At 59.3% G+C, this 24505-nt stretch carries 28 protein-coding genes; 22 read left to right on the top strand and 6 right to left on the bottom strand.

Going from position 1 to position 24505, the window contains the following annotated elements:
• Positions 1 to 695 precede the first annotated feature (695 nt).
• The 13 genes from ACPYOI_RS25475 to visR all read left to right on the top strand — a co-directional run bounded on the left by ACPYOI_RS25475 (position 696) and on the right by visR (position 12749).
• Complete coding sequence (locus ACPYOI_RS25475) at positions 696 to 2327, top strand: methyl-accepting chemotaxis protein (protein WP_481415118.1); 1632 nt, start codon at positions 696 to 698, stop codon at positions 2325 to 2327.
• 63 nt (positions 2328 to 2390) lie between these two features.
• On the top strand, positions 2391 to 2687 hold the full coding sequence (locus tag ACPYOI_RS25470) for an STAS domain-containing protein (protein WP_481415117.1): 297 nt from the start codon (positions 2391 to 2393) through the stop codon (positions 2685 to 2687).
• The gene (gene cheY1 / locus ACPYOI_RS25465) at positions 2684 to 3049 is read left to right on the top strand and encodes a chemotaxis response regulator CheY1 (protein ID WP_003570362.1); all 366 of its coding nucleotides are present in this window, start codon (positions 2684 to 2686) and stop codon (positions 3047 to 3049) included. The genes ACPYOI_RS25470 and cheY1 overlap by 4 nt, the downstream gene beginning before the upstream one ends.
• A 17-nt stretch (positions 3050 to 3066) precedes the next feature.
• A complete protein-coding gene (locus ACPYOI_RS25460) occupies positions 3067 to 5352 on the top strand; it encodes a chemotaxis protein CheA (RefSeq protein WP_481415116.1) in 2286 nt (761 codons plus the stop codon).
• A 4-nt stretch (positions 5353 to 5356) separates the two neighbouring features.
• Positions 5357 to 5824 (top strand): chemotaxis protein CheW, encoded by a 468-nt coding sequence (locus tag ACPYOI_RS25455; RefSeq protein ID WP_481415115.1) that lies wholly within the window; start codon positions 5357 to 5359, stop codon positions 5822 to 5824.
• Positions 5821 to 6732 carry a protein-glutamate O-methyltransferase CheR gene (cheR, locus tag ACPYOI_RS25450; RefSeq protein ID WP_481415114.1) on the top strand — a complete coding sequence of 304 codons (912 nt, stop codon included), beginning with the start codon at positions 5821 to 5823 and terminating at the stop codon, positions 6730 to 6732. The genes ACPYOI_RS25455 and cheR overlap by 4 nt, the downstream gene beginning before the upstream one ends.
• Positions 6729 to 7772, top strand: a complete 1044-nt coding sequence (gene cheB / locus ACPYOI_RS25445) for a protein-glutamate O-methylesterase CheB (protein WP_481423540.1) — start codon at positions 6729 to 6731, stop codon at positions 7770 to 7772. Before cheR ends, cheB begins: the two co-directional genes overlap by 4 nt.
• Positions 7772 to 8161, top strand: a complete 390-nt coding sequence (locus ACPYOI_RS25440) for a response regulator (protein WP_168828380.1) — start codon at positions 7772 to 7774, stop codon at positions 8159 to 8161. Before cheB ends, ACPYOI_RS25440 begins: the two co-directional genes overlap by 1 nt.
• On the top strand, positions 8158 to 8712 hold the full coding sequence (gene cheD, locus ACPYOI_RS25435; RefSeq protein ID WP_168828381.1) for a chemoreceptor glutamine deamidase CheD: 555 nt from the start codon (positions 8158 to 8160) through the stop codon (positions 8710 to 8712). The genes ACPYOI_RS25440 and cheD overlap by 4 nt, the downstream gene beginning before the upstream one ends.
• Positions 8713 to 8722: 10 nt before the next feature.
• On the top strand, positions 8723 to 9112 hold the full coding sequence (gene cheT, locus ACPYOI_RS25430) for a chemotaxis protein CheT (protein WP_168828382.1): 390 nt from the start codon (positions 8723 to 8725) through the stop codon (positions 9110 to 9112).
• A gap of 109 nt (positions 9113 to 9221) precedes the next feature.
• Positions 9222 to 10913, top strand: coding sequence for a flagellar basal-body MS-ring/collar protein FliF (fliF, locus tag ACPYOI_RS25425; RefSeq protein ID WP_481415112.1), 1692 nt, complete (start codon positions 9222 to 9224; stop codon positions 10911 to 10913).
• A gap of 330 nt (positions 10914 to 11243) precedes the next feature.
• On the top strand, positions 11244 to 11990 hold the full coding sequence (gene visN / locus ACPYOI_RS25420) for a transcriptional regulator VisN (RefSeq protein ID WP_481415111.1): 747 nt from the start codon (positions 11244 to 11246) through the stop codon (positions 11988 to 11990).
• A 9-nt stretch (positions 11991 to 11999) separates the two neighbouring features.
• Positions 12000 to 12749 carry a transcriptional regulator VisR gene (gene visR / locus ACPYOI_RS25415; protein WP_168828385.1) on the top strand — a complete coding sequence of 250 codons (750 nt, stop codon included), beginning with the start codon at positions 12000 to 12002 and terminating at the stop codon, positions 12747 to 12749.
• Between the two features lie 64 nt (positions 12750 to 12813).
• On the opposite strand, the gene ACPYOI_RS25410 is transcribed toward visR, so the two are convergent.
• The 6 genes from ACPYOI_RS25410 to motA all read right to left on the bottom strand — a co-directional run bounded on the left by ACPYOI_RS25410 (position 12814) and on the right by motA (position 17991).
• The gene (locus tag ACPYOI_RS25410; protein ID WP_168828386.1) at positions 12814 to 13254 is read right to left on the bottom strand and encodes a hypothetical protein; all 441 of its coding nucleotides are present in this window, start codon (positions 13252 to 13254) and stop codon (positions 12814 to 12816) included.
• A gap of 5 nt (positions 13255 to 13259) precedes the next feature.
• Entirely contained in the window at positions 13260 to 14339 is a 1080-nt protein-coding gene (flhB, locus tag ACPYOI_RS25405; RefSeq protein ID WP_168828387.1) for a flagellar biosynthesis protein FlhB, read from the bottom strand.
• A 143-nt stretch (positions 14340 to 14482) separates the two neighbouring features.
• On the bottom strand, positions 14483 to 15523 hold the full coding sequence (gene fliG, locus ACPYOI_RS25400) for a flagellar motor switch protein FliG (RefSeq protein WP_481415110.1): 1041 nt from the start codon (positions 15521 to 15523) through the stop codon (positions 14483 to 14485).
• 28 nt (positions 15524 to 15551) lie between these two features.
• Positions 15552 to 16106 (bottom strand): flagellar motor switch protein FliN, encoded by a 555-nt coding sequence (gene fliN, locus ACPYOI_RS25395; protein ID WP_481415109.1) that lies wholly within the window; start codon positions 16104 to 16106, stop codon positions 15552 to 15554.
• Positions 16107 to 16170: 64 nt separating this feature from the next.
• Positions 16171 to 17112, bottom strand: a complete 942-nt coding sequence (locus tag ACPYOI_RS25390) for a FliM/FliN family flagellar motor switch protein (RefSeq protein WP_481423539.1) — start codon at positions 17110 to 17112, stop codon at positions 16171 to 16173.
• Positions 17113 to 17118: 6 nt separating this feature from the next.
• A complete protein-coding gene (motA, locus tag ACPYOI_RS25385; protein ID WP_168828390.1) occupies positions 17119 to 17991 on the bottom strand; it encodes a flagellar motor stator protein MotA in 873 nt (290 codons plus the stop codon).
• Positions 17992 to 18241: 250 nt separating this feature from the next.
• Here motA and flgF point away from each other — a divergent pair, with 250 nt between their 5' ends.
• From flgF to ACPYOI_RS25340, 9 genes are all read left to right on the top strand, one after another.
• Entirely contained in the window at positions 18242 to 18976 is a 735-nt protein-coding gene (gene flgF / locus ACPYOI_RS25380; RefSeq protein WP_168828391.1) for a flagellar basal-body rod protein FlgF, read from the top strand.
• Between the two features lie 15 nt (positions 18977 to 18991).
• Positions 18992 to 20398, top strand: coding sequence for a flagellar protein export ATPase FliI (gene fliI / locus ACPYOI_RS25375; protein ID WP_481423538.1), 1407 nt, complete (start codon positions 18992 to 18994; stop codon positions 20396 to 20398).
• 1 nt (position 20399) lies between these two features.
• Positions 20400 to 20957: a flagellar protein gene (locus ACPYOI_RS25370; protein WP_481415106.1), complete on the top strand. Its 558-nt coding sequence runs from the start codon at positions 20400 to 20402 to the stop codon at positions 20955 to 20957.
• Positions 20958 to 21120: 163 nt separating this feature from the next.
• Positions 21121 to 21513, top strand: coding sequence for a flagellar basal body rod protein FlgB (gene flgB, locus ACPYOI_RS25365; RefSeq protein WP_168828394.1), 393 nt, complete (start codon positions 21121 to 21123; stop codon positions 21511 to 21513).
• 3 nt (positions 21514 to 21516) lie between these two features.
• The gene (gene flgC / locus ACPYOI_RS25360; RefSeq protein ID WP_481415105.1) at positions 21517 to 21933 is read left to right on the top strand and encodes a flagellar basal body rod protein FlgC; all 417 of its coding nucleotides are present in this window, start codon (positions 21517 to 21519) and stop codon (positions 21931 to 21933) included.
• On the top strand, positions 21933 to 22262 hold the full coding sequence (gene fliE, locus ACPYOI_RS25355) for a flagellar hook-basal body complex protein FliE (RefSeq protein ID WP_168828396.1): 330 nt from the start codon (positions 21933 to 21935) through the stop codon (positions 22260 to 22262). Before flgC ends, fliE begins: the two co-directional genes overlap by 1 nt.
• A 20-nt stretch (positions 22263 to 22282) precedes the next feature.
• The gene (gene flgG, locus ACPYOI_RS25350) at positions 22283 to 23071 is read left to right on the top strand and encodes a flagellar basal-body rod protein FlgG (protein WP_481415104.1); all 789 of its coding nucleotides are present in this window, start codon (positions 22283 to 22285) and stop codon (positions 23069 to 23071) included.
• Positions 23072 to 23087: 16 nt separating this feature from the next.
• Entirely contained in the window at positions 23088 to 23573 is a 486-nt protein-coding gene (gene flgA, locus ACPYOI_RS25345; RefSeq protein ID WP_481415103.1) for a flagellar basal body P-ring formation chaperone FlgA, read from the top strand.
• Positions 23574 to 23614: 41 nt separating this feature from the next.
• A partial coding sequence (locus ACPYOI_RS25340) for a flagellar basal body P-ring protein FlgI (protein ID WP_481423541.1) occupies positions 23615 to 24505 on the top strand: 891 nt, incomplete at its 3' end.

Raw genomic sequence — 24505 nt, 5'->3', positions numbered from 1 at the left:
GCCACAGAGTGACGGCGAGAATGATGAAAAGGCCGGTTCTGGCAGTCATGAACAACTTCCGCTGAGCTTGAGGCGCCTGCGATACATCAGAGGAAGGTGGCTGCCAACAGGGGTGGCGCAGAAAGCCGCACTATGCCGCAGTGGGCAATTGCATTCAGAGCACGCGGAGGCTGATCACGCCGCGGCTGGCTTCAATCCGGTCAAGCAGGGCGACGGCGGCCAGCGTGGCAATTGCGATGACGCACGAACCCAATCCGAGAACAATCATTGCTCTATCCTTAACGACATCATGTCATGTCTTACAGGCGGGATATAACATAGACCTTGTGCGGGACTTGTAGCGCGTTTGCAACTCCCAGGAACAAATTCATGCCGGGCGGTCGAAATGCTTGGATGCCAAGGTCCTTCAAATGCCTATTAACCTTCAAGCAAGGAATTAACCATAAACATTGCAGTACACGTCGGAATGGGAAGATGTTTACTCGTTCCCAGCAGGCATGACGCCGTCCCGCCGTACCGGCTCGATCCGGTATCGATCTCTTTTCCGAAATAGAAATTGCTGATCGGGAGACATTCGCCCGCCGGTTTGTGGCCGGTGGCATGGGTCGTTTCCCCCGCATTGCGCTCGGATGGAGCACAAATTTTTCATCGGACCCTGTCCGGAAGGTGATTGGGGATAGGCATTGGGGCAGGATATGCCATCAGATCAGGCCAAAGGCGCGCAGGCAGGTAGCCTCCGTGATCGCCTTCGCTTTGCCGGCCTCGATGCCGGGCAATGCGAGATGGTGCGCCGCCACCGGCCGATGCTTGAAGCCCGGCTGAAGAGCGGCCTTCGCGATCTGTTCCAGCGCTATCAGACCTTCCCCGACGCCGCGCGCAATTTCGAGAACGACCGCCAGGTCGATCGCCTGCACGATCTCCAATCCTCCCACTGGGACGTGCTGACGGATGCCCGCTTCGACAGCCTCTATGCCGAGCGCGTCAAGGTGCTGTCCGATACCGAGAGTAGAATGGGCCTCGATCCGCGCTGGCACGTCGCTGGCCACGGCGTGATGCTAGAGCACATCATTTCCGGTCTGGCGGGTGAGCTCGCAGGCAAGCCGTTGCTTCCGGGCGCCAGACGCCGCGCAAAAGAAATCAGCGAGATGATGATGGCCATCATCCGGCTGGTCATGGTGGATGTCGAAATCGCCGTGTCGCTTCGTTTCAATGCCCTGCGTGCTTCGCAGCAGCAGTCGCTTGCCGAACAGCGTGAACAGGACAAGGCGGAAGTCACGCGAATATTTGGCGAGGTGGTCAATGGCCTCGCAGCCCGCGATCTGACCGCGCGCGCAGCTACTGATGGAGACAGCGCCTATGCGGATATCGCCGGCGCCCTCAATGCGGCCCTCGACGCCATCCAGGGGGAATTTGCAGCTCTCGGCGAACGCACCGCGAAAGCCGAACTCTCGACCCATTCGCTTGCGACCGCCTCCCAAAGCTTCTCCGGTCATGCCGCTGACCATTCACAGCAACTCATGACATCGGCAGTCGCCCTTGAAGCCATTGCCGGAAGCGTGCGCAACGGGGCATTGGAAAGCCGCGCCGCCGAAAAGGCCGCGGCCTCGACCCGCGCCGCGGCTGAAGAGAGCGGCCAGGTTGTTGGCCGCGCCATCAGTGCCATGGCGGATATCGAACAGTCCGCGGAAAAGATCGGTCAGATCATCGGAGCGATCGACGAGATCGCGTTCCAGACCAACCTGCTTGCTCTGAATGCGGGCATCGAGGCGGCGCGTGCTGGCGAGTCCGGCCGCGGCTTTGCGGTCGTGGCGCAGGAAGTGCGGGCGCTCGCGCAGCGCTCCGCCGAAGCCGCCCGCGAAATCAAGACCCTCGTCACGACGACCAAGTCCCAGGTGGACGCCGGCGTGCAGATGGTGGGTCGAACCCAGGATTCGATCGGCAGTATCGTACGGCAGGTGACAGACATCAACGCTGCGATCGCCACCATTGCAAGCCATACGGGCGAGCACGCCGCGAGCCTCGACACGGTGGTGGGCGACGTCAAGGCGCTCGGCGGGCAGGTTGCCGACAACGCCGCGTCCGCCCAGCGTTCGGCCGCCGATGCCGACGAGTTGCATACGGTAATCCTCGAACTCGGTCAGACCATCCGTGAATTCCGCATCGCCCGCGAAAACGGGCGCGTCGAGGCTACGGCGGGTCGCTCGTTTCATCATCGCCGCGTCGAGATCCCAGCGCGGCCCATCACCCTGGACGAGCAATACGACGCAGAAGATTTCGGGCTCTCGCTTCCTGCCGCCAGCTTCGGAGGTGGCCGGAATGTTTACTAACCTATCGGAAGATGCCCTCGCCTCATTCTTGCGGGCAGGGGAGCAGGGGACAAGGAAAAGCTGATGGCAGCAAAAAAGAGTGGGAAGACCTTGAGTTTGGGAGCGGTGCTCGATCTCAACGAGGCGTCGGCCTTGCGCGACAAGCTTCTCTCCGTGCGCGGCAGCGATCTTTCGATCGATGCATCCGCCGTCGAGCGGCTGGGCGGTCTTAGTGTTCAGGTTCTGATGGCGGCCGTGAAGACCTGGGACCGGGACAAGCATTCGTTCACCTTCGTGAAAGTGTCCGATGCGTTTCAGAAAACCATGCAGCTGGTTGGCGTCGACATCGACCACCTGCTTGCCAAGGAGATCCGGCAATGAAGAAAAAAGTGCTGACCGTGGATGATTCACGGACGATTCGAAACATGCTTCTCGTGACGCTGAACAATGCGGGCTTCGAGACGATCCAGGCTGAAGACGGCGTCGAGGGCCTCGAAGTTCTCGAGGAATCCAACCCGGACGTCATCGTCACCGACATCAACATGCCGCGCCTTGATGGCTTCGGCTTCATCGAAGGTGTCCGCCGCAACGAGAAGTACCGGGCGATCCCGATCCTGGTCCTGACGACGGAAAGCGATGCGGAAAAGAAGAACCGTGCGCGTCAGGCCGGAGCCACCGGCTGGATCGTCAAGCCGTTCGACCCTGCCAAGCTGATCGATGCCATTGAGCGCGTAACCGCTTAAACCCAGGATTTTCTCCTATGGATATGAACGAAATCAAAGAGATCTTTTTCCAGGAATGCGAGGAGCAGCTCGCCGAACTGGAATCCGGTCTTCTGAAAATGAATGATGGCGATCGCGATCCGGAAACCGTCAATGCGGTGTTCCGTGCCGTCCATTCGATCAAGGGCGGCGCCGGTGCCTTCGGTCTGGACGCTCTCGTCGCCTTCGCCCATGTGTTCGAGACCACACTTGATTGCGTTCGCTCCAATAAGCTTGAGCCGACACAGGATGTCCTGAAGGTCATGCTGAAATCGGCCGATGTGCTGGCAGACCTCACCAATGCCGCCCGGGACGGCGGCAGCGTCGACGAAAGCCGCAGCCGCGGCCTGGTGAAAGAGCTCGAAGCGCTTGCACACGGCGAAATGCCGTCGCCGTCGAGCGCCGCCGAGACTCCCGCGCCGAAGGCCGCTGCAAAACCTGCTCCGGCACCTGTTGCCGCCGCTCCGTCGCCGACCGACGAAAGCGGTTTCCAGCCTATTCCCTTCTCCTTCGGCGATTTCGGCGGTGAAGAAGAAGCCGGTTCCGATCTTCCGGCTTATGAAATCACCTTCAAGCCACGCTCCGATCTCTATTCGAAGGGTAACGACGCGACCCTGCTGCTGCGCGATCTCTCCCGCTTGGGAGAGATGAGCTGCTATTGCAACATGGATGCGCTGCCAGGCCTCGAAGAATTGGATGCAGAAGCAGCTTACTTCTACTGGAACATCACGCTGAAGACGGATAAGGGCGAGGACGCCATCCGCGCCGTGTTCGAGTTCGCCGAATGGGATTGCGATCTGACGATCAAGGCGGTCGAAGCCGATGCCGCAACGGCTTCCAACGACGAACTGCCGATGATCCCCGTTCCCTTCGATTTGTCGATCCTCGATGACGGCGGTGCTATCGAGGCCCGGGAGGTGACGCCGGAGGTCGCTGCAGCCGTCGCGGCCGCTGAAACTGCCTCGAACGTTACGCAGATGGCTGCCGCGGCGGCCCGCGTCGAAAAGAAGGAATCGACAGCGGCTGCCGCTGCCAGTGCGGCCGCTGCTGCACAAAACAATGCCGCCGCCGCAAGCGCGGGCCAGACGATCCGCGTCGATCTCGACCGCGTCGACCGCCTGATCAACCTCGTCGGCGAGCTCGTCATCAACCAGGCGATGCTCTCACAGAGCGTCATCGAGAACGATACAACGGGCACGTCTTCGATCAACATGGGCCTCGAAGAGCTGCAGCAGCTTACCCGCGAGATCCAGGATTCGGTGATGGCGATCCGCGCGCAGCCGGTGAAGCCGGTGTTCCAGCGCATGTCGCGTATCGTTCGTGAAATCGCCGACATGACGGGCAAGACGATCCGCCTGATCACCGAAGGTGAAAACACCGAGGTCGACAAGACGGTCATCGACAAGATCGCCGAACCGCTGACGCACATGATCCGCAATGCCGTCGATCACGGCATCGAATCACCGGAAAAGCGCGCTGCCAGCGGAAAGAACGCTGAAGGCACCGTCCGCCTTACGGCAAAGCACCGGTCGGGACGTATCCTGATCGAACTCGCCGACGACGGCGCCGGTATTAACCGCGAAAAGGTCAAGCAGAAGGCAATTGCCAACGAGCTGATCCCGGCCGATTCGAACCTCTCGGACGAGGAAATCGACAACCTGATCTTCCTGCCGGGCTTCTCCACGGCCGACAAGATCTCGGATATCTCCGGTCGCGGTGTCGGTATGGACGTCGTCAAGCGCTCGATCCAGGCGCTCGGCGGTCGTATCAGCATCACCTCGAGGCCGGGGCAGGGTTCCGTCTTCACGATGAGCCTGCCGCTGACGCTCGCCGTGCTCGACGGCATGGTGGTAACGGTCGCAGGCCAGACGCTTGTGGTACCGCTGACGGCCATCGTCGAAACGCTGCAGCCGGAAGCCTCCGCAATCCATTCATTCGGTGCGAACCACCGCTTGATCTCGATCCGCAATTCGTTCTGCCCGCTGGTCGATGTCGGGCGCATCCTGAACTACCGCGCAACGCAGGCGAACCCGGTGGAGGGTGTCGCGCTGCTCGTGGAATCCGAAGGCGGCGGTCAGCGCGCTCTGATGGTCGACGCCATCCAGGGTCAGCGCCAGGTCGTCATCAAGAGCCTGGAAGCAAACTACACCCACGTTCCGGGCATTGCGGCTGCAACGATCCTCGGCGACGGGCGCGTGGCGCTCATCCTCGACGTCGATGCCGTGGTCGGCGCATCGCGCGGCCAGGCCCTGAAGCCGGAAATGTCTTTGGCAGCGGTGGGATAAGACGATGTCGTACGGCGTGAAAAGTCTGAGCCACGGGGATCGCGAACTGATCGCGTTCCGCATTGGCGACCAGGAATTTTGCGTAAACATCATGTCGGTTCGCGAAATCCGCGGCTGGACGCCGGCAACGGCTATGCCGCATTCGCCAGCGTACATGAAAGGCGTCATCAACCTGCGTGGCGCGGTGCTGCCGATCATCGATCTTTCGGCGCGTCTCGGCATGAAAGCCGCTGAACCGTCGCAGCGCCATGTCATCATTGTCGCCCAGGTTCATCGGAAAGTTGTCGGCCTGCTCGTCGACGCCGTCTCCGATATTCTGACCGTTACCGATGACAACATTCAGCCCACGCCGGAAGTCTCTTCCGAGGCGGAGCGCCAGTTCGCTCGCGGAATTCTTGCGATTGAAAAACGGATGATCTGCCTGCTCGAACTCGATGCGATCTTCCCCGAGACGGAAAGCGAAGCTGCATGAATGCGTTGAGTGCAAAAGACATCAGACAGGGTAGCCCCGATGAGGTTCTGGCGAGCGGCGAATACCCGCTGACGCGCCGCGATCTCATGGAAATCGCTGCGATGATCTATTCGGATGCAGGGATCTACCTGAACGAGACGAAGGCTTCGCTGGTCTATTCGCGTTTGTCGAAGCACATCCGCAGTCTCGGGCTTTCGGGTTTCCGCGAATACTGCTCCCTGGTCTCCAGTCCGGCTGGGGCGGCAGCGCGTCGCGAGATGCTCTCCCATCTAACGACCAACTTTACGCGTTTCTTCCGCGAGAACCATCATTTCGAGCATCTGCGCGACCATGTGCTGCCGGAGCTTTTGCACCGCGCCAAGACGGGCGGACGTGTGCGTATCTGGTCGGCCGCGTCTTCCGATGGCCAGGAGCCCTATTCGATCGCACTGACGGTCCTCTCCCAGATGCCGAACGTTGCCGATTACGACTTCAAGATCCTGGCGACCGATATCGACCCGAAGATCCTGGCGATAGCCCGGCAGGGCGCATATGACGAGACCGCTCTCGAAACCGTATCGCCGGCCATGCGCAAGCAGTGGTTCACGGACGTCGACGTGCAGGGGCGCCGCAAATTCCAGATCGACGATCGCGTCAAGCGGCTGATCACCTACAACGAGTTGAACCTGATGGCGCAGTGGCCCTTCAAGGGCAAGTTCGACGTGATCTTCTGCCGCAATGTCGTGATCTATTTCGACGAACCGACACAAATGAAGATTTGGTCGCGCTTTGCCGAACTGCTGCCGGAAGGAGGCCACCTTTACATCGGTCATTCCGAGCGTGTCTCAGGCGAAGCCAAGAACGTCTTCGACAACATAGGCGTCACCACATATCGCTACACCGCAAGAGGACTGGGGAGAAAGGTATGAGCGCACCGGCACGAGTTCTCGTCGTCGACGACTCCCCAACCATGCGTGGGCTGATCACGGCCGTCCTGAGATCCGATCCGGACGTCAGTGTCATCGGCGAGGCGGGTGACGCGCTGGAAGCGCGCGAGGCTATCAAGAAGCTCAATCCCGATGTCGTCACGCTGGACATCGAGATGCCGAACATGAACGGACTTGATTTCCTTGAGAAGATCATGCGGCTCCGGCCCATGCCGGTCATCATGGTTTCCACCTTGACGCACCGCGGTGCGGAAGCATCCCTGGCCGCCCTTGAAATCGGCGCCTTCGATTGTATCGGAAAGCCCGTGCCCGGCGAACCGCGTCCGTTCGGCGACCTGGCCGAGAAGGTGAAGGCGGCTGCGCGTTCGCAGCGCCGGTTCGTGCAACCCGCTGCTGCTCCCGTTCCGCCGCCATCGGTCGCTGATTTCCGGGTTGGACGCAAGATCGTCGCCATCGGTTCTTCAACCGGCGGCGTCGAGGCCTTGATAGCGGTGCTCCAGAAGTTTCCGGCGAATTGTCCGCCGACGGTCATTACCCAGCATATGCCGCCGACCTTCACCAAGAGCTTTGCGGACCGCCTCAACCGCCTCTGTGCCCCGGTGGTGGCAGAAGCGACGGATGGCGCACGTTTAGAGATTGGTAAGATTTATCTGGCACCAGGCGGAGAACGTCATTTGCAGGTCGCGAATGTGTCGGCTCCCGTTTGCCGTCTTGTCGAACGCGATCCTGTGAACGGACACCGCCCCTCGGTCGACGTTCTCTTCGATTCCGTTGCCGAACTTGCCGGACGCAACGCGGTCGGTGTGATCCTGACAGGCATGGGCCGCGATGGCGCGGCTGGCCTCTTGAAAATGCGCCATGCCGGCGCGCGCACTCTCGGACAGAACGAAAAGACCTGCGTGGTCTATGGAATGCCGCGAGTGGCCCACGAACTCGGCGCCGTTGAGCAGCAGCTGCCACTGAATGCGATCGGCGAAGAAATACTGAAAATGACAGCCGCCCGAAAAGAAGGAACCGAATAATGTCGATAGCCGAGAAGATAAAAGTTCTGATCGTCGACGATCAGGTCACGAGCCGATTGCTGCTCAGCGATGCGCTGACCCAGCTCGGCTTCAAGCAGATCACGGCTGCCGGTGACGGCGAGCAGGGCATGAAGATCATGGCTCAGCAGCCGCATCACCTCGTGATCTCGGACTTCAACATGCCGAAGATGGACGGCCTTGGCTTCCTCCAGGCGGTTCGTGCCAACCCGGCAACGAAGAAGGCGGCCTTCATTATCCTGACGGCCCAGGGCGATCGTGCGCTGGTCACCAAGGCAGCCCAGCTCGGCGCCAACAACGTGCTTGCGAAGCCCTTCACCATCGAGAAGATGAAAGCGGCTATCGAGGCTGTTTTTGGAGCGCTGAAATGAGTGTCGAGGCAGCAGCCCGCCGCGTTCATATCATTCAAGGCGAATGGAAGGTCCTGAATGATCCGAACGCGGTTTTGACGACCATACTTGGCTCGTGTGTGGCTGCATGTCTGCGTGACCCGGTGGCTGGAGTGGGCGGCATGAACCACTTTTTGCTTCCAGGTACGGGCAACACGCCAATGAATGGCGGAGGCGACACACGCTACGGTATTCATCTGATGGAATTGCTGATCAACGGCCTTCTGAAGCAGGGCGCGCGCCGCGACCGCCTGGAGGCCAAGATTTTCGGCGGGGCGAAGACGATCTCGACATTCTCCAACGTCGGTGAACAGAACGCCGCCTTCGCCATGCAGTTCCTGAGAGATGAAGGAATTCCCGTCGTCAGCTCGAGTACCGGCGGCGAACATGGCCGCAAGCTCGAATACTGGCCGGTTTCGGGCCGGGCGCGTCAGTACCCGCTGACCGGCGCCGAAACGCAAAAGACGGTCGCTCTCGAACAGCGCAATGTCGCGCCGCAGAAACCAATCGAAACGAGCATCGAGTTTTTTTAGAGGGTTTTTTATGACTTTTAATGGAACAGCAGAGCCGCTTTCGCCCGTCGAAGCGCTTCCAGATATTCTGATGCGTATCGTTTCCGAACTGCATGACGTTGCTTATCTCATCGAACGCATCGAGCCGCAGCTCCTCGAAATCGGCGGTGCCGACATCCTGAACGCTCCTTCTAGCATGAAGGTCATGCAGGGCATCGATCTCGCCGTGCAAAAAACCCGCGGCTTGGCGGAATTCCTCGACACGATCACCGGCGAAATTCCCCAAAACTGGGCGGTTGACGTTGCAACCGCACTCAGCCTGGTCAAGCTGGCCGAGATGCAGAAAGCACTTGGCGGCACCACACGTCACGGCCATTCCCAGCCGCTCAGCAAGGCGGCCGGCGATTTTGACCTTTTCTGACTTTAGGGCTCCCGAGCAGCCCTGACGAAACGCTCGCACAAGTTTCGCCGTCTATCAAGGAATGAGGCAATAAGCCTGCTTTGTGTCCGACGGATCGTGCGAGAACAGAATGAATCTGTTAAATCAATTAGTTCAGATCTTTAAGAACTTAGGTTCGCTGGGGCGGACCCGCCTATTGGCGCTTGCTGGCGTCGGCGTTCTTTCAATAGCAATTATTTTGGCCGCGGCCCTTTTCGTCAACAAACCGGCGCAGGAGACGCTCTACGTCGGCCTTGAGACGTCCGACTTGAACCAGATCAGCATGGCTCTTGCGGAAGCCAATATCGCCTTCCAGGTCGGCACTGACGGTTCAAGCATCACGGTGCCGGCGGGCATGACGGGCAAGGCCCGCCTGTTGCTTGCCGAGCGCGGTCTGCCGAACAGCGCGAATGCAGGCTATGAACTTTTCGATCATGTCGGCTCGCTCGGCCTCACCTCTTTCATGCAGGAAGTAACGCGCGTCCGCGCGCTCGAAGGTGAAATCGGGCGCACGATTCAGTCCATCTCGGGCATCACAGCCGCTCGCGTTCATATCGTCATGCCCGAGGTCGGTAACTTCCGTAAGGCAGAACAGAAGCCTACAGCCTCCGTCATGATCCGGGCGAGCGCTACGGCGGGGCGAAGTGCCGCTAGTGCGATCCGCCACCTGGTAGCCTCGGCCGTGCCGGGGCTTGAGGTTGATGACGTGACCATTCTCGATTCCACCGGCCAGTTGCTCGCGTCCGGCGACGACGCGAGCAACAGTTCACTGAACCGTTCACTGGGCATCGTCCAGAATGTCCAGCAGGAAGTCGAATCGAATATCGACAAGGCGCTGGCTCCTTTCCTTGGCATGGACAACTTCCGTTCAAGCGTGACCGCCCAGCTCAACACGGACGCACAACAGATCCAGGAAACCGTCTACGATCCGAACTCAAAGGTTGAACGTTCGGTGCGATCGACCAAGGAGGCCTCGCAGTCGCAGCAGACGCAGGCCGACAACGCGACGACCGTGCAGCAGAACGTTCCGCAGGCAGCCCCCGCGCAAGGTGGCGACAACAGTCCGCAATCGCAGGACAAGTCGGATAAGCGGGAAGAACAGACGAACTACGAAATCAACAGCAAGACCACGGCGACCACCCGTAGCAGCTACAGGGTCGAGAAGCTGTCGATCGCTGTTGTCGTTAACAAGGGACGTATCGGCCAGATGGTCGGTCAACCTGCCGATCAGGCGAAGATTGACGCCTATCTCGCCGAGATGCAGAAGATCGTGTCATCGGCTGCAGGCCTCAGCGCCGATCGGGGAGATGTCGTTACCGTGACGGCAATGGACTTCCTCGATAACCAGCTTCTGGAAGATACCGGCACCGGCGTTCAGGTCATGGATATGCTGAGCCGCAACCTTGCCGGAATCATCAATTCGCTGGCCTTCCTTGGAGTCGCCTTCGTCGTGGTCTGGATGGGTGTACGCCCGCTCGTACGCAGCATCAATGGCGCCGGTGCCGGTGTCATAGGCGACACGTCGGCCGAGAGCGTTGGCCTGGAACTGCCGGATTTTGCGCCGGGAGCCGGAGCCGAAGGTGGCGCTCTTATGGAGGGCTTCGGCTCGGACTTCGGCTTCGACAGCACGGAGGATCTGCTCAGCCTGGGCGACGACGACGGCAACTTCAACCGGCGCGTCAAGGAAGGTCCGGAACGGAAACTCGCGCGCATGGTGGAAATCAACGAGGAGCGCGCCGCGAAAATTCTCAGGAAATGGGCGGTCGACAGCGCCGCCGCTTAAAGAAAAGGCCGGGCAACCGGCCTCTTTTATTGTCTTTGAACCGTGGGCCGGCGCCGCGAAATGTTGTTTGGACCTGCTCAATGCGGCGCATAAGTTGTCGACGGCTGCACAGAATCGCCATAAATTAGGCTAGATCCAAGCAAGCGAAATTGGCTCGCGAATCAGGCGCATGGATAGCAGCAAGAGTAAATCCCCAGATACTCGGATATGGCGAATTGCGCGGACTGACTTACTCTTGGGTGATTCGTTTAACCATAGGCGCAGGCCGCTCAGATTCTGCGCAGACAAGCCTTTGCAGAGATAGCTCTTTTAAGTCGCGGGACGTTGCCCATGGATATGCACATACTGGAGTCGCTAAAAAGCGAAAATCAGGCAGCAAACTATGTCGGCGTCCAGGCTATAAATCCTTGCTCCCGTGAGGAGCTCATTGGTCAGCTCAGGGAAATCGTCGAGAGCGGCAGGCTGCAGGCGGCGCTGCGGATGCTGACGGACTATGTTGGAGCCTCGCACTATCTGCTGGCGCGTTCCGATCTTGTCCAGGAGGCCGGGCTCGACTTCATAGTGTCTTCGGACTGGCCGTTCGATCTTGCGAAGGATCTGGCGGCGAGCCTGACAAACAGCTACGGGCGCACGACGGAGTTGGAAAAATGCATGCAGCTCTTCCAGCCCAACTTTGCTTTCCTGCCTGACCACGCCGCCGTACCGGACGGCGCCAGCCGGCAGTATTGCTCTTTGATGTTTAATGTCGGCCGTTCGCGAATATCGCTGATGTTCCTTTTTGATGACGGGTTTATCCTGTCGCCGGAACGCCTCAGGGACGGAGGCCTCGTTGCAGGTTACCTCGCGAGCTCTCTTCAGTGCGGAGGCAGCCGGACGGAACGCGATTTTGAACTGACGGAGCGGGAAATCGAGTGCCTGTTCTGGATTGCAGAGGGCAAGACCAGCGATGAGATCGCCATGATCCTGGGCATCTCCCGCAACACGATCAATAACTACATTACGAGCGTCATGCGAAAGACCGCGACCAAAACGCGTTCGGAAGCGATAGCCTTCGCCGTAAGAAATAATCTCGTTTGAGAGGACTCCATGGTGCAACTATCAAACAGGGCGGCGGCTAGCACCGAGCACATACGCAGCGTTCGCGTGAACAGAGTAAGCAGCCGCTCCGACCTGTTCCCGCGGCTGGTCGCGATGCAGAAGCTCGCCGATGCCAAGAATTTCGCTGTCTATCGGGTAAGCGGTTCGGGCATTCCGACGAAGCAGCGCCTCGTCTGCGAATTGGAGAATTGGGGCTCCTCGGCAGCACCGGCCTCCAGCAAGGCCTTCATCGACGCCTATGGAGACGTGCTGCTCGATCACATAGAGAAATCCGTTCTGCCCCTGTCATGGGCAGGCGGCCACGATAAGGCCACTCCGGGGTCAGCGGATTTTGGGTCCTTTTTAATCCGCCTTAAGGACGGCATCTTGCCCTTTTCTGGCATTGCTTTTCCCGTGCGGCTCGGCGCCACCGGAAACGGCTACGTCGTATTCACGGGCGATGATCTCGATCCCGGCTGCGACATACTCCTCGAGCTTCATGGCCGCAGCTGCCACATCATGATCGATCTGCTCTCGCTGGATGAGCGGCGGGCTGCGGCTGCGGCGGCACTCAGCGAGCGCGAGATAGCCTGCCTGCAACTTGCCGGCGACGGTCGCATCAGCGAAGAGATTGCCGACAAGCTTGGGCTCTCCGTTCATACGGTGAACGCCTATCTCGGCTCGGCCACAATCAAGCTCGACTCGGTCAATCGCATCCAGGCGATCGCCAAGGCGATCCGCCTTGGCTACATCAGCTGACGAGCCGATAACGAACCTGGCAAGAAAAACTGGCGGGTTCTCTGTGCTTCAAATTGAAGGATGGTCAGCCGGCAAGCGCCTGAAGCGGCCGTGTATTATAGCGGCTTTCGCGCAGGCTGCGTTCGAGGAAGGCCGTATTTTCGTCAGGATCAGCCGATGGCTCCTGAAAGGCGATATGACTGATGTCGATGCCGGCGTGGTGTTCCGCAAGGGTCAATTGCGCATAGACGGTCACGCCGCGCGGCTTGATTTCGAGATCGAGTACAACCTCTGGCTTGCCGCCCCATTCCAGCGTGTAGTTGCCCCCAAGCCCAAAATTGACCGTGCCCGGATGAAAGAATAGCTCCGCGGCCGACGTGACCAAGTCTGCGATGCTGCCGTAATACTCGAAGCGCAGCAGCGAAATAAGATCCGCAGCGTCGAGGAGCCGAAGCTCGGTCGCAACCGGACTGATGGCTTCCGCAAGAATTCTTTCACGCTGAGAAGAGTAGGGGCATTTCTTCATACGGCTTATCTTACCCGTTTGTTCTTGGCCTCAGCGGCGTAAACCCGATGAATGAGCTCTGCCACTGCCTTGTAGAATACTGACGGGATGACACTATCGATCGAGACTTGCGCAAACATGGAGCGGGCAAGAGGCGGATCTTCGAAAACGGGAATTCCCTGCTTTTCGGCGATCTCTCTGATTTTCAAAGCAATAAGGTCCTGGCCCTTGGCGAGAACGACCGGCGCATCGTTTTCCTCGCGCACGTAGCGCAGCGCCACGGCAAAGTGTGTCGGGTTGGCGATGACGAGCGTGGCGCGCTCGACATTGACGATCATACGGCGGCGGGCACGGTCTCGCATCAACGAACGCTGGCGGCCCTTGACGAAGGGGTCGCCCTGCGACTGCTTGTTTTCTTCCTTCACTTCGTGCCGCGTCATCTTGAGTTCCGAGAACCAGTGATGCCGGGTCCAGAAGAAGTCCGCGATGGCAACGATTGCCGTCGAAAAAAGCACGACCAGCACGATCTTCCGCATGATCGTAAGCGTCCGCTCGAACAAGGTCTGCGGATCAGAGAACATCGCGTCGATCGCGTTGAAGTATTCGTTTCGCAGCACGAAGAACATGATCACGCCGACGACCACTACCTTGAAGAGCGATTTGCTGAATTCGATCAGGCCAGGCAGGCTGAATATGCGGGAGAAGCCCTTGGCCGGAGAAAGACGCGACATCTGCGGGCGGATACGTTCGAGAACCGGAGTAGGAAGGTTCTGCGCTATGGACGCAACGACTCCAAAGCTCATGAACAGCAGCATTGCCGGGACGAGGAGCACGGCACTTACCCAGCCGAGATGCACGAAGAGTGACATAACATCCGGCCCCGTCTCGATCTTCCACTGGTCCGGCTGCTCGAAGATATCCCGAAGCTGTGCGCTGACGCTGCTGATGCCGTCGGGAAGATAGAAGGTCAGATAGACGAAGGTCGCAAGGACCGTAGCAAAGAGCGGTAATTCGCGTGAGAAAGGCGTATTGCCTTTTTCTGCTGCGTCAGACTGCTTTTTCGCTGTCGGGTCTTCTGTTTTGCTGTCCTTGTCTTCATCAGCCAAGTTCGCGGTCTCCATCAATGGAAAGGGCCGCAGCAAGGCGGCCCTCTCCGAAAAGCGTAGTCCTGTGGCGCATGGCGATCAATGGCGCGCAGGGGCCTCTGGCCGGTTTGTCAACAGAAGCGTGGTTAGAGCCTTGAAAGGCTCTAAGCCGCTGCCGTTGCTTCGCCTTCTGTTTCCTTCAACTGGATCTGGCCGGAATTCGCCAGCCGAATCGCTTCCTGCGCGACAGCGCGGCGGGCAATTGCGATTTCGCGCGGATTGATGCCGACCGTGCCGGTCTGCAGGTCCGATTCGATCATGCGGCGCTGGCGCGGGCTGATCGAGGAGAGGACCGATTCGCGGATTTCGATCGGTGCGCCACGCAACGCCATCGTAAGAATGTCGGCGGAGATGTCGTTGAGAAGCATGACGCGGCTGCGCTGCGGCATCTGGAGAAGGTCTTCGAAGAGGAAGATCTTCGGGCGAACCTTGTTGACGGCTTCGCGGCTGATCGATTCCAGAGAGGTAAGCAGGGTGTCGACCTGAGGCTTGTCCATCTCGTTCATCAGCTCCGCAACCTTGCTCGAACCAATGGAGTTCTTCTCGGCTTCGATCTCGGCAAGCAGCGCCATCACTTGCTTTTCGATGATCTGCGCGGCCTTGGGACTGACGCTCTTCAGGTTGACCGTACGGTTCATGATGTCCGCGCGCCGGCTGTCGGGAAGCTGCATCAGCACCTTGGCCCCGAAGGAGGAAGGCATCATCGAAAGAATGTAGGCGATGGTCTGCGGATGTTCGCGCAGCAGGAACTTGCCGATGAAGACAGGATCGCCTTCGCCGAGGCGATCCCATATGGACGTTTCGTATGCCTGGAACGCCGTGCGGCGGCCGAGAAGACTGTCCACTTCGTCCGGCGTCAGGCCTTCCTCGAGGATGCTCTCGATGGCCTTGGCGTTATCCATGAGGCCAGCGCCTTCGGTGAAGAGGTCTTCGAACTCGCCGACCAGGCTGAGAAGCTCATCCGGCGGAATGGCACGGAGAGCCTGCGCGGAAGCAATGATCGTCTGCAACTCAGCCTGGGTGAAATATTTCAACAACCGGCCTGCAACCCCTTTTCCCATAGCAAGGAGTACAGCCGCTGCCTTTTCAGCCTGGGTCAACGGTTTCGCGGCAAGTGCGCCGCCGAAATCGTCAAAGTCCATCATGGTCTTACCTCTCCGTCCCTAACCGGGATCAGGCTTTTTTGGTGCTCAAAACTTCTAAAAGCTTAACCCCGAAGCGGGTGTCGTCATTCTCCAGGACGGTGATTTCGCCGCGTGCAATCTTGCGGCCGTTCACCATGATTTCGACGGGCTCGCCAATCTTCTTGTCGAGGGCGATGGTTGCGCCCTCATTCAGATTCATCAGACCGGAAACCTGCATGCGGCTGCTGCCGAGCATGATCTGGACGTCGATGGGGATGTCCATGATCAGTTCGAAGTTCGAGGAGAGCGCGCTCCCGAGTGGCGCCGGTTCGGCGCTCACCGCGGAGAAGCTGGTATCGCCGAAATCCGAAGAACCGAAGTCACCGCCGCCGAAAGATGTCTCGGCTGCATCCTCGTCTCCGAAATCGCCGAAAGTCGACAGATCGGTCCCAGTGCCGCCGAAAGCATCGGTTTCCGGAAGCTCACCCTCCGCATCCTGCTTTAAGACCCCGCGGAGATCATCGATCGCCTGATCGAGCTCAGCTTCGTTGCCCGGAGCCTCCAAAGACAGGTCGTCGTTCTTTTGTGTTTTCTTCGTAGCCATGAAATCACTATTCCAGTTGAAACTTGCCTCAAACTGCCGTCCCGGATGAGGGACGGGGAACCGACTAATTCATTAAGTGGCGTATGAGCTCATCATCGGAGCCTATCGTATCCTTGACCCGGACCGTGTAATTATCGCCGGAACGCCCGAACTCGCACACATACAATTCCTTGTTGTTGGCACTGACCTCGACCCTGACATCGCCGGTGTCGTGGAAGGGTATGACATCGCCTGCGGCGAGCTTCGAGATCGTTCGCAGCGTCAGATCCTGGAGGCGGATTTTCGCGTCGAGCGTCACATGCGAACGATGAACTTGCTCGGTGAGCTGTTCAGTCCATTCCGTGGACTTGGCGGACTGGCTCTTCGCCTTCGGCGCTGAAATCTGCGTCTTCAGGAGCGGTGCCTGGGGCACGATCAGCGAGAATTCCGAGGTGATGCCGGAAAGCGTGATCGACATATTGATGGCCGCTGCGAATTCGTCCGGGTTTTCCTCGGAAGGCTTCGCGCGGGATTCCAATGCGTGCGGCGGCTCGATGCTCGGCTCGAAGCCGCCAGGAGCATTGACGGCGGAACGGAAGACATTGGCGATCTTTTCGAAAACCATGACGGCAAGATCGAGCTCGATAACCGAGAGCAATCTCTCGGCCGGCTGCTCGATCGTATCGGGCGCAGCGCCAAGCAGATTTTCCATCAGCGCGATCACGAAACTGTTGTCGCAGGCGAAGGCGATGTTCTGCGACCAGTTGCGCAGCGTCGCGTCCACGAGGGTGACGTTGGTATCGAGGTCGGCAATCAGATCGTTCTTGTAGCCGGAACGGCAACCGAGATAGGCTACAGCGATATCCAGACCGGTTTCGCTCTTGAAGATGTCGGGCAGGAACTCGCTATAGACCTCCGACAGCGAAGTGCAGAGCTTTTCTACCGTCGCCGCATCGCCTAGGCGCCCCGTCAACTTCGCAAGGAGGACCGGATCCATCGCCGGTCTTTGAGAGAGAACGTTTCTCATGGTTGATTAGGCCGCCTTGTTCTCGCCACCCGGGTTCATCATTTCCTGTTCGACCGCGTCGATCGACGGACGCTCGTAGGCCGAGATCGTCTTGCGGCCGTATTCCAGAGCAACCTGCGGGACGGAGCCGTTCATGTAGGCAAGCAAGGTTTGCTTCACGATAACGTAGAGGCGGTGTTGCTTCGTGCGCACCACTTTGATCTGCGAGACCAGCGGCGCACAAACCGAATAGGACAGAAGAATGCCGAGGAAGGTTCCGACGAGGGCCGAGCCGATCAGGTGACCGAGCACTTCCGGCGAATCGTTGATGTGCGCCATCGCCTTGATGACGCCGAGAACGGCCGCGACGATGCCGATTGCCGGAAAGGAGTCGCCCATGATCGAGATGGCGTGGTAGGGCTTCATCTTGTCGTGCAGGATCGTATTGATCTCTTCGTCCATGAGCGCCTCTATCTCATGCGAGCGGGCATTGCCGATGATGATCAGGCGGACGTAGTCACAGATGAACGATGTCAGTTCCTTGTTTTTCAGGATCGTCGGAGCTGTCAGGAAGATCGAGGATTCGGCAGGATTGTCGATATGCGCTTCGATCTCGTTGCGCGACTTCGTGCGCAGGTCGCGCATCAGCGAATAGAGAACGCCGAGCGTGTCGAGGTAGTTGCGTTCCTTCGGAACCGCATGCTTGAACGCCTCGCCGAGCGCCTTGCCCGAATCTTTCACGACCTTCATAGGGTTCGCCATGATGAAGCCGCCGAGACCGGCGCCGGCGATGATGACGAACTCGAAGGGCTGAAACAGCGCTCCGATCTCCCCGCCCATCGCCATGAAGCTGCCGATAATACAGCCGACCGTGATCACTAATCCGATAATGATATTCATCGTCAGTCCAAACCTGAACGTTGTTTTCAACCCAAGGGATAGGGTTGCTGGCTTGCGTGAGGCTGATGATTGGCCACTTTTGGCTGCGATTTGTATGCCAGCTTCGCGCAAGGATTTGCCGTCAGATTGAGGATGACGAATGGGCCGACTCGCCCGTTTCTGAGATGCCGCCTCAGCGGAAACCGTGGTCGAACAAGCAGCGCGAACCCGGTTTTCGTACCGTTGATCCCAATGCCAGGAGCTTACCAAGATGCAATCCGGCCTTTATGTTTCCCTGTCCTCCCAGATGGCACTTGAAAAGCGACTGACCACGATCGCGGACAATATGGCCAACGTGAACACGACCGGCTTTCGCGCGACGGAAGTCAAGTTCGATGAGATGTTGAGCGACACCAAGAACAAGCTGAACGCAAAGGTTGCCTTCGTCTCGCAGGGTAACGACTATCTCTCCGGCGATGCCGGCGAGCTGCAGCACACCGGCAATATGCTGGATTTTGCCGTCAAGGGCGATGCCTGGTTTGCGCTGGATACGCCGGCGGGTCAGGTTCTGACCAAAGACGGTCGCTTCACCATGAAGGACACAGGCGAACTTGTCTCTATACGCGGGTACCCGGTTCTGGACGCCGGCGGCGCGCCGATCCAGCTGAATTCTGCGGGTGGCGAGCCCAAGGTTGGCAATGACGGGATCATTTATCAGAATGGTCGGCAGGTTGCGTCGCTCGGCCTGTACGAGGCGGACATCGGCAAGGGCTATCTCCGCTACGAAAACAGCGGCATCATGACGACCGATGCCCCGCGGGCTGTGACGGACCGCTTCAATGTCGGCGTCGAGCAGGGTTATCTTGAAAATTCCAACGTCAATGCAATGCGTGAAATCACGCAGCTGATCGAAGTCAACCGTGCCTTCGAGAGTATTGCTTCGCTGACGAGCGACAGCGAAAATTCCTTCAACCAGGCGATCCAGACCTTGGGCGGCAGCCGCTAAGCGGAAGGTTTGACGATGACCGACGCGCAGCTGACCGAAGAAGCGCTTTCACCAAAGTTGGGGCATCTCGCAGCCCTCGTTGGCCGCTATGCCAAGCCTGAGTTCGCAGTCGCCCATGGCGGTCATGTCCAGACGATCGCCGCGGGCCATTATACAGTAAGCGGTCTTTCGCGGCACGTTCGTCTCGGGGAGTTCGTCGCGCATAAGTCGGCGACCGGGATTCATCTCGGCGAGGTCGTGCGCGTCGAGCCGGAACTGGCCTATGTCTGCCCGATCGAGCCGGGGGAGCCGATCGGCATCCATGATACGGTCATCCGCAAGGGAGCCTTTCGAATATCGCCGGCCCAAAGCTGGTGTGGCCGCACGATCAATTCGCTCTGCGAGCCGATCGATGGCCGCGGCCCGATCGTCGAAGGTCTCGATCGCCGTTCGATTTCCAACACCGCTCCACCTTCGATGACCCGGAAACGTGTCGAAGAGGGCTTCAGGACCGGCGTTCGCGCCATCGATATTTTTTCGCCGCTCTGCCTTGGCCAACGCTTGGGCGTCTTCGCAGGCTCCGGTGTCGGTAAATCGACGCTGCTGTCGATGCTCGCAATGGCCGACGCGTTCGACAAAGTCGTCATCGCACTTGTTGGCGAACGCGGCCGTGAGGTGCGCGAATTCATCGAGGATACGCTCGCCGAGAACATGGAGAAGTCGATCGTCGTCGTTGCGACCAGCGACGAGAGCCCGATGCTTCGCAAGATGGCGCCGCTGACGGCGATCACGATCGCCGAGCATTTCCGGGATCAAGGCGAGAACGTCCTGCTGATCGTCGACAGCGTCACGCGATTTGCCCACGCGATCCGCGAGGTGGCGACGGCATCCGGTGAGCCGCCGATCGCCCGAGGCTATCCGGCATCCGTTTTCACCGAGCTGCCGCGGCTGCTCGAGCGTGCAGGCCCGGGCCCGGAGGGAACGGGCACCATTACCGCGATTATTTCGATTCTCGTCGATGGCGACAATCACAACGACCCGATCGCCGACTCGACGCGCGGCATTCTCGATGGCCATCTCGTTCTGAAACGGAGCCTCGCCGAAGAAGGCCGCTATCCGCCGATCGATCCGCTGGCGTCCATTTCGCGTCTTGCCCGCAAGGCGTGGACGCCGGACCAGGAGAAACTGGTCTCCCGCTTGAAATCCCTCATCCATCGTTTCGAAGAAACGCGAGATCTGCGCCTGATCGGCGGTTACCGGCCGGGAGCCGATCCGGATTTGGATATGGCGGTCAAGCAGGTACCAATTATTTACGATGTTTTGAAACAGTCGCCCGGAGAAACTGCGTCGGCCGACTCTTTCTCCGATCTCGCGGCTGCTCTAAAGTCTGCCGCCGGGATTCCGAACCCGCCGGCGACGGCCCCGACAAGACCCAGAGGTTAGTTTGAGCAGATTCGAAGATGATGACGAGGCCATCGCTCCGCTGAAATCACGGGAAACGCGGAAGGCGGTGATGTTCGACCGTTTGCTCACCGTGATGGGCCTGACGCTTGCGGGAGCCGCGGCTATTTTTCCGTGGTACGTATTCTTCAACGAGGACAAATTCAGCCTCAATGTCGTGGAAGGTGATCGGACCCGCGAACTGCCGGACTGGGCGCCGCGCAACGTCCGCGTGTCGCCGCTTGCCATGGTCAACAAGAACAAGCCGGAGAAGAGGCCGGAGCTCCCGTTCGATCCGCTGACCACCGCGACTGTTTCGAACCTCGGCAAAGAGGATGACAAGGGAGCCGCGGTGTCTGAAGACCAGCCGTTCCCTGCCGCTTCCGGTTTCAAGTTGCTGCATGTCGCCAATGGGCGTGCGCTGATCGAAGACTCCTCGGGCATGTATGTCGTGCGTGTCGGATCGGTCCTTCCGGACGAAAGCCGCCTGGCAGCGCTGGAAGAACGCGACGGCAAATGGGTGATCGTGACGTCGAAGGGCGAGGTTTACCAGAACAACTGATCGCGGCAGCTGCGATCAGACTGAAGTCGAGGGCTCCGGTGACGGAGCCCTTCTTTTTGCGGCCTGCCCAATAAAAACAACCCAGGGCGAAAGCCTGAGTTCCCCGTAAGTCTGACGCAAGATTGCTGCCCTAGGGTTCTCTCAGTAAAAACGGAGAGTTCCCATGCAACCCATCCAACTTTTCGACTTGGCTTCGCGGCAGGCGGAATGGCTGACGATCCGTCAGGAGGTTGTGGCCGGCAACATCGCGAATGCGAACACGCCGAAATATCGTTCCAAGGACGTGACGCCCTTCCAGGCTGTTCTCGACAAGGCCGATATCACGATGGCGCGCACCAACCCGGCGCACCTCAGCGGCAATGATTTCAGCACCAGCGGCGATATCGACGTGAAGGAAGCTCCGCTCGACCAAGAAATTGGCGTGCAGGAATCCGGCAATACCGTCGGCCTGTCTGAGGAAATGTCCAAGAGCGGCGAGATCAAGCGCCAGTACGAACTGAACACATCGCTCGTCGGCTCCTTTCATCGAATGATGATGATGACTGTAGGGAAGTAAGTCATGGATCCTTTATCAGCAGCAATGAAGATCGCAGGTTCCGGGCTTGAGGCGCAGTCGACACGTCTGCGCATCGTCTCGGAAAACATTGCAAACGCCCGTTCTACCGGTGATACCCCCGGAGCCGATCCTTATCGCCGCAAGATGATCACCTTCGGCGAAGAAGTCGATCGTGCGGCTGGAGTGACGACCGTCGGCATCAAGAAGCTCGGTGTCGACGAATCCGATTTCACCACGGAATTCGATCCGAGCAACCCGGCTGCCGACGCGCGTGGCGTAGTCAAGATGCCGAACGTCAACATGCTCGTTGAAATGGCGGACATGCGCGAAGCCAACCGTTCCTATGACGCGAACCTGCAGACGATCAAGCAGACACGCGACCTGATTTCCTCCACGATCGACCTTCTGAAGAGCCAATAATGATCAGCAATGTACAGAACGTCAGCTCTCTTTCCGTAACGCGTGGCCTCGGCAGCATCGCGACCGACAATTCCTCTACCGCCTCGTCAGCCGCCGGGAGCGCCAAGAACGACCAGAGCTTTGCCTCCGTTCTCGGCAACATGGCGACCCAGGCGGTCGATACTTTGAAGGGTGCGGAAAGCATGTCCTTCGCAGGCATCAAGGGCACGGCGAACACCCGCGAGGTGGTCGACTCCATGCTGCAGGCCCAACAGACGCTTCAAACCGCAATCGCAGTCCGTGACAGGGTCGTCTCGGCCTTCCTCGATGTCACTAAGATGCAGATGTAACTCGATTTAAGGACGCACCGATGAGAGCGCTCGCCATTGCGGCTACGGGCATGGACGCCCAACAGACGAATCTCGAAGTGATCGCGAACAATATCGCGAACATCAATACCACGGGCTTCAAGCGCGCACGCGCCGAATTCACCGATCTTCTCTACCAAACCGAACGCGCGAAGGGCGTGGCAAACCGCGCCAACCAGGCGATCGTGCCGGAAGGCGCCAATATCGGCTTGGGCGTCCAGACGTCGGCCGTCCGCAACCTGCACATCCAGGGCGAACTCAGCCAAACCGGCAACGATCTCGACGTCGCGCTGATCGGAAAGGGCTTCTTCCAGGTTCTGGCTCCAGACGGCACGACGCTCTACTCGCGCGCCGGCGCCTTCAACAAGAGCGAGACCGGTCAGCTGGTCACGGTCGACGGCTATGAGGTCGTCCCTGGCATCACCATTCCGACGGGCTCCACGCAGCTCACGATCAGCCGCTCCGGCGAAGTCACCGCACTTCTGCCGGGCCAGACCACTCCGACGACGCTTGGGCAACTGACGCTTGCAAGCTTCGTCAACGAAGCCGGCCTCCAGCCGCTCGGCGACAACCTCTTCCAGGAGACGCCTGCTTCCGGCGCCCCGGTCGTCGGAACGCCGGACGAGGAGGGCTACGCATACATGAAGCAGGGATACCTGGAATCGTCGAACGTCGATCCGGTCAAGGAAATCACCGAGCTCATATCGGCCCAGCGCGCTTATGAAATGAACTCCAAGGTCATCACCACTGCCGACGAAATGGCCACCATCGTCAGCAAGAACCTGAAGTAACAAGAAGGGGCAGAACATGATGTTTCGCCGGGCGAGAAATATCGTCGCTTTGACGGCATTGGCAACGGTTGCGGTCTACGGCAGTTTCATGCCTGCCGCAGCTGCCGGCGCCGACATGGGCTACGCTGTCGTTCCGACAGCGATTATCTACCCCGGGGAAACGATCGACGGCGGCCAGCTTCAAGAGGTCGAGGTTACGAATCCGAACCTCGCAGCCGGTTACGCCAAATCCATCGAAGAAGTTAGCGGCATGATCTCGAAGCGTACGCTACTGCCCGGACGGACGATTCCGGTCGGGGCGTTGCGCGAGCCTTATACGGTCACGCGCGGCTCGCAGATTCGTCTCGTCTTCAGCATGGGAACGATGACGATCTCCGCGGCGGGCTCGCCGCTCGAGGACGGCTTTACCGGCCAGGTCATCCGCGCTCGCAACATGGACTCGGGGGTCATCGTAAGCGGCACCGTTCTTGCTGACGGCACCATACACGTGGCGGCAAAATGAAGATTGTCTCTCGCATTTTCGCCGCGTTCGCGGCCCTTTCGATGTGCATGGCGCATGTGACGCCGGCATTTGCGGTGACCTCGCGGATCAAAGACATCGCTTCGCTGCAAGCCGGGCGTGACAATCAGCTGATCGGCTACGGTCTCATCGTCGGCCTCCAGGGGACGGGCGACGGCTTCCGCGCTTCGCCGTTCACCGAGCAGTCGATGCGCGCCATGCTCCAGAACCTCGGCATCTCGACTCAAGGCGGACAATCCAACGCCAAGAATACGGCCGCCGTCATGGTCACGGCCAACCTTCCGCCCTTCGCGAGTCCCGGCAGCCGCATTGACGTTACCGTCAGTTCGCTCGGCGATGCGACCTCGCTGCGCGGCGGTACGCTCATCATGACGTCCCTCTCAGGTGCGGATGGCCAGATCTATGCCGTAGCGCAAGGTTCTGTTGTCGTGTCGGGCTTTCAGGCACAGGGCCAGGCGGCGACCGTGACCGAAGGCGTCACGACCGCCGGTCGCGTTCCGGGCGGCGCAATTATCGAGCGCGAACTCCCCTCGCACTTCAAGGATTCTGTCAATCTCGTGCTGCAGCTCCGCAATCCGGATTTCTCGACGGCCGTGCGCATTAGCGACGTCGTGAACCGGTATGCGTCCGCTCGCTTCGGCGGTCCGGTCGCGGAGCCCAAGGACGCACAGGAGGTGGTTGTGCAGAAGCCGCGTGAGGCGGACCTTACACGATTGATGGCGGATATCGAAAATCTCGCCGTCGACACCGATACGCCGGCGAAGGTGGTGATCAATGAACGCACCGGCACGATCGTGATCGGAGCGGACGTGCGCGTCTCGCCGGTTGCAGTCAGCTACGGAACGCTGACTGTGCAGGTCACTGAGACGCCGCAGGTTATCCAGCCTGAACCGTTCTCACGCGGGGTCACCGCC

This window comes from Rhizobium sp. SVR5-2C (assembly GCF_056755115.1).
Note: the sequence above shows the minus strand (reverse complement) of the source record. Positions and strands in the feature narration are given on the sequence as shown.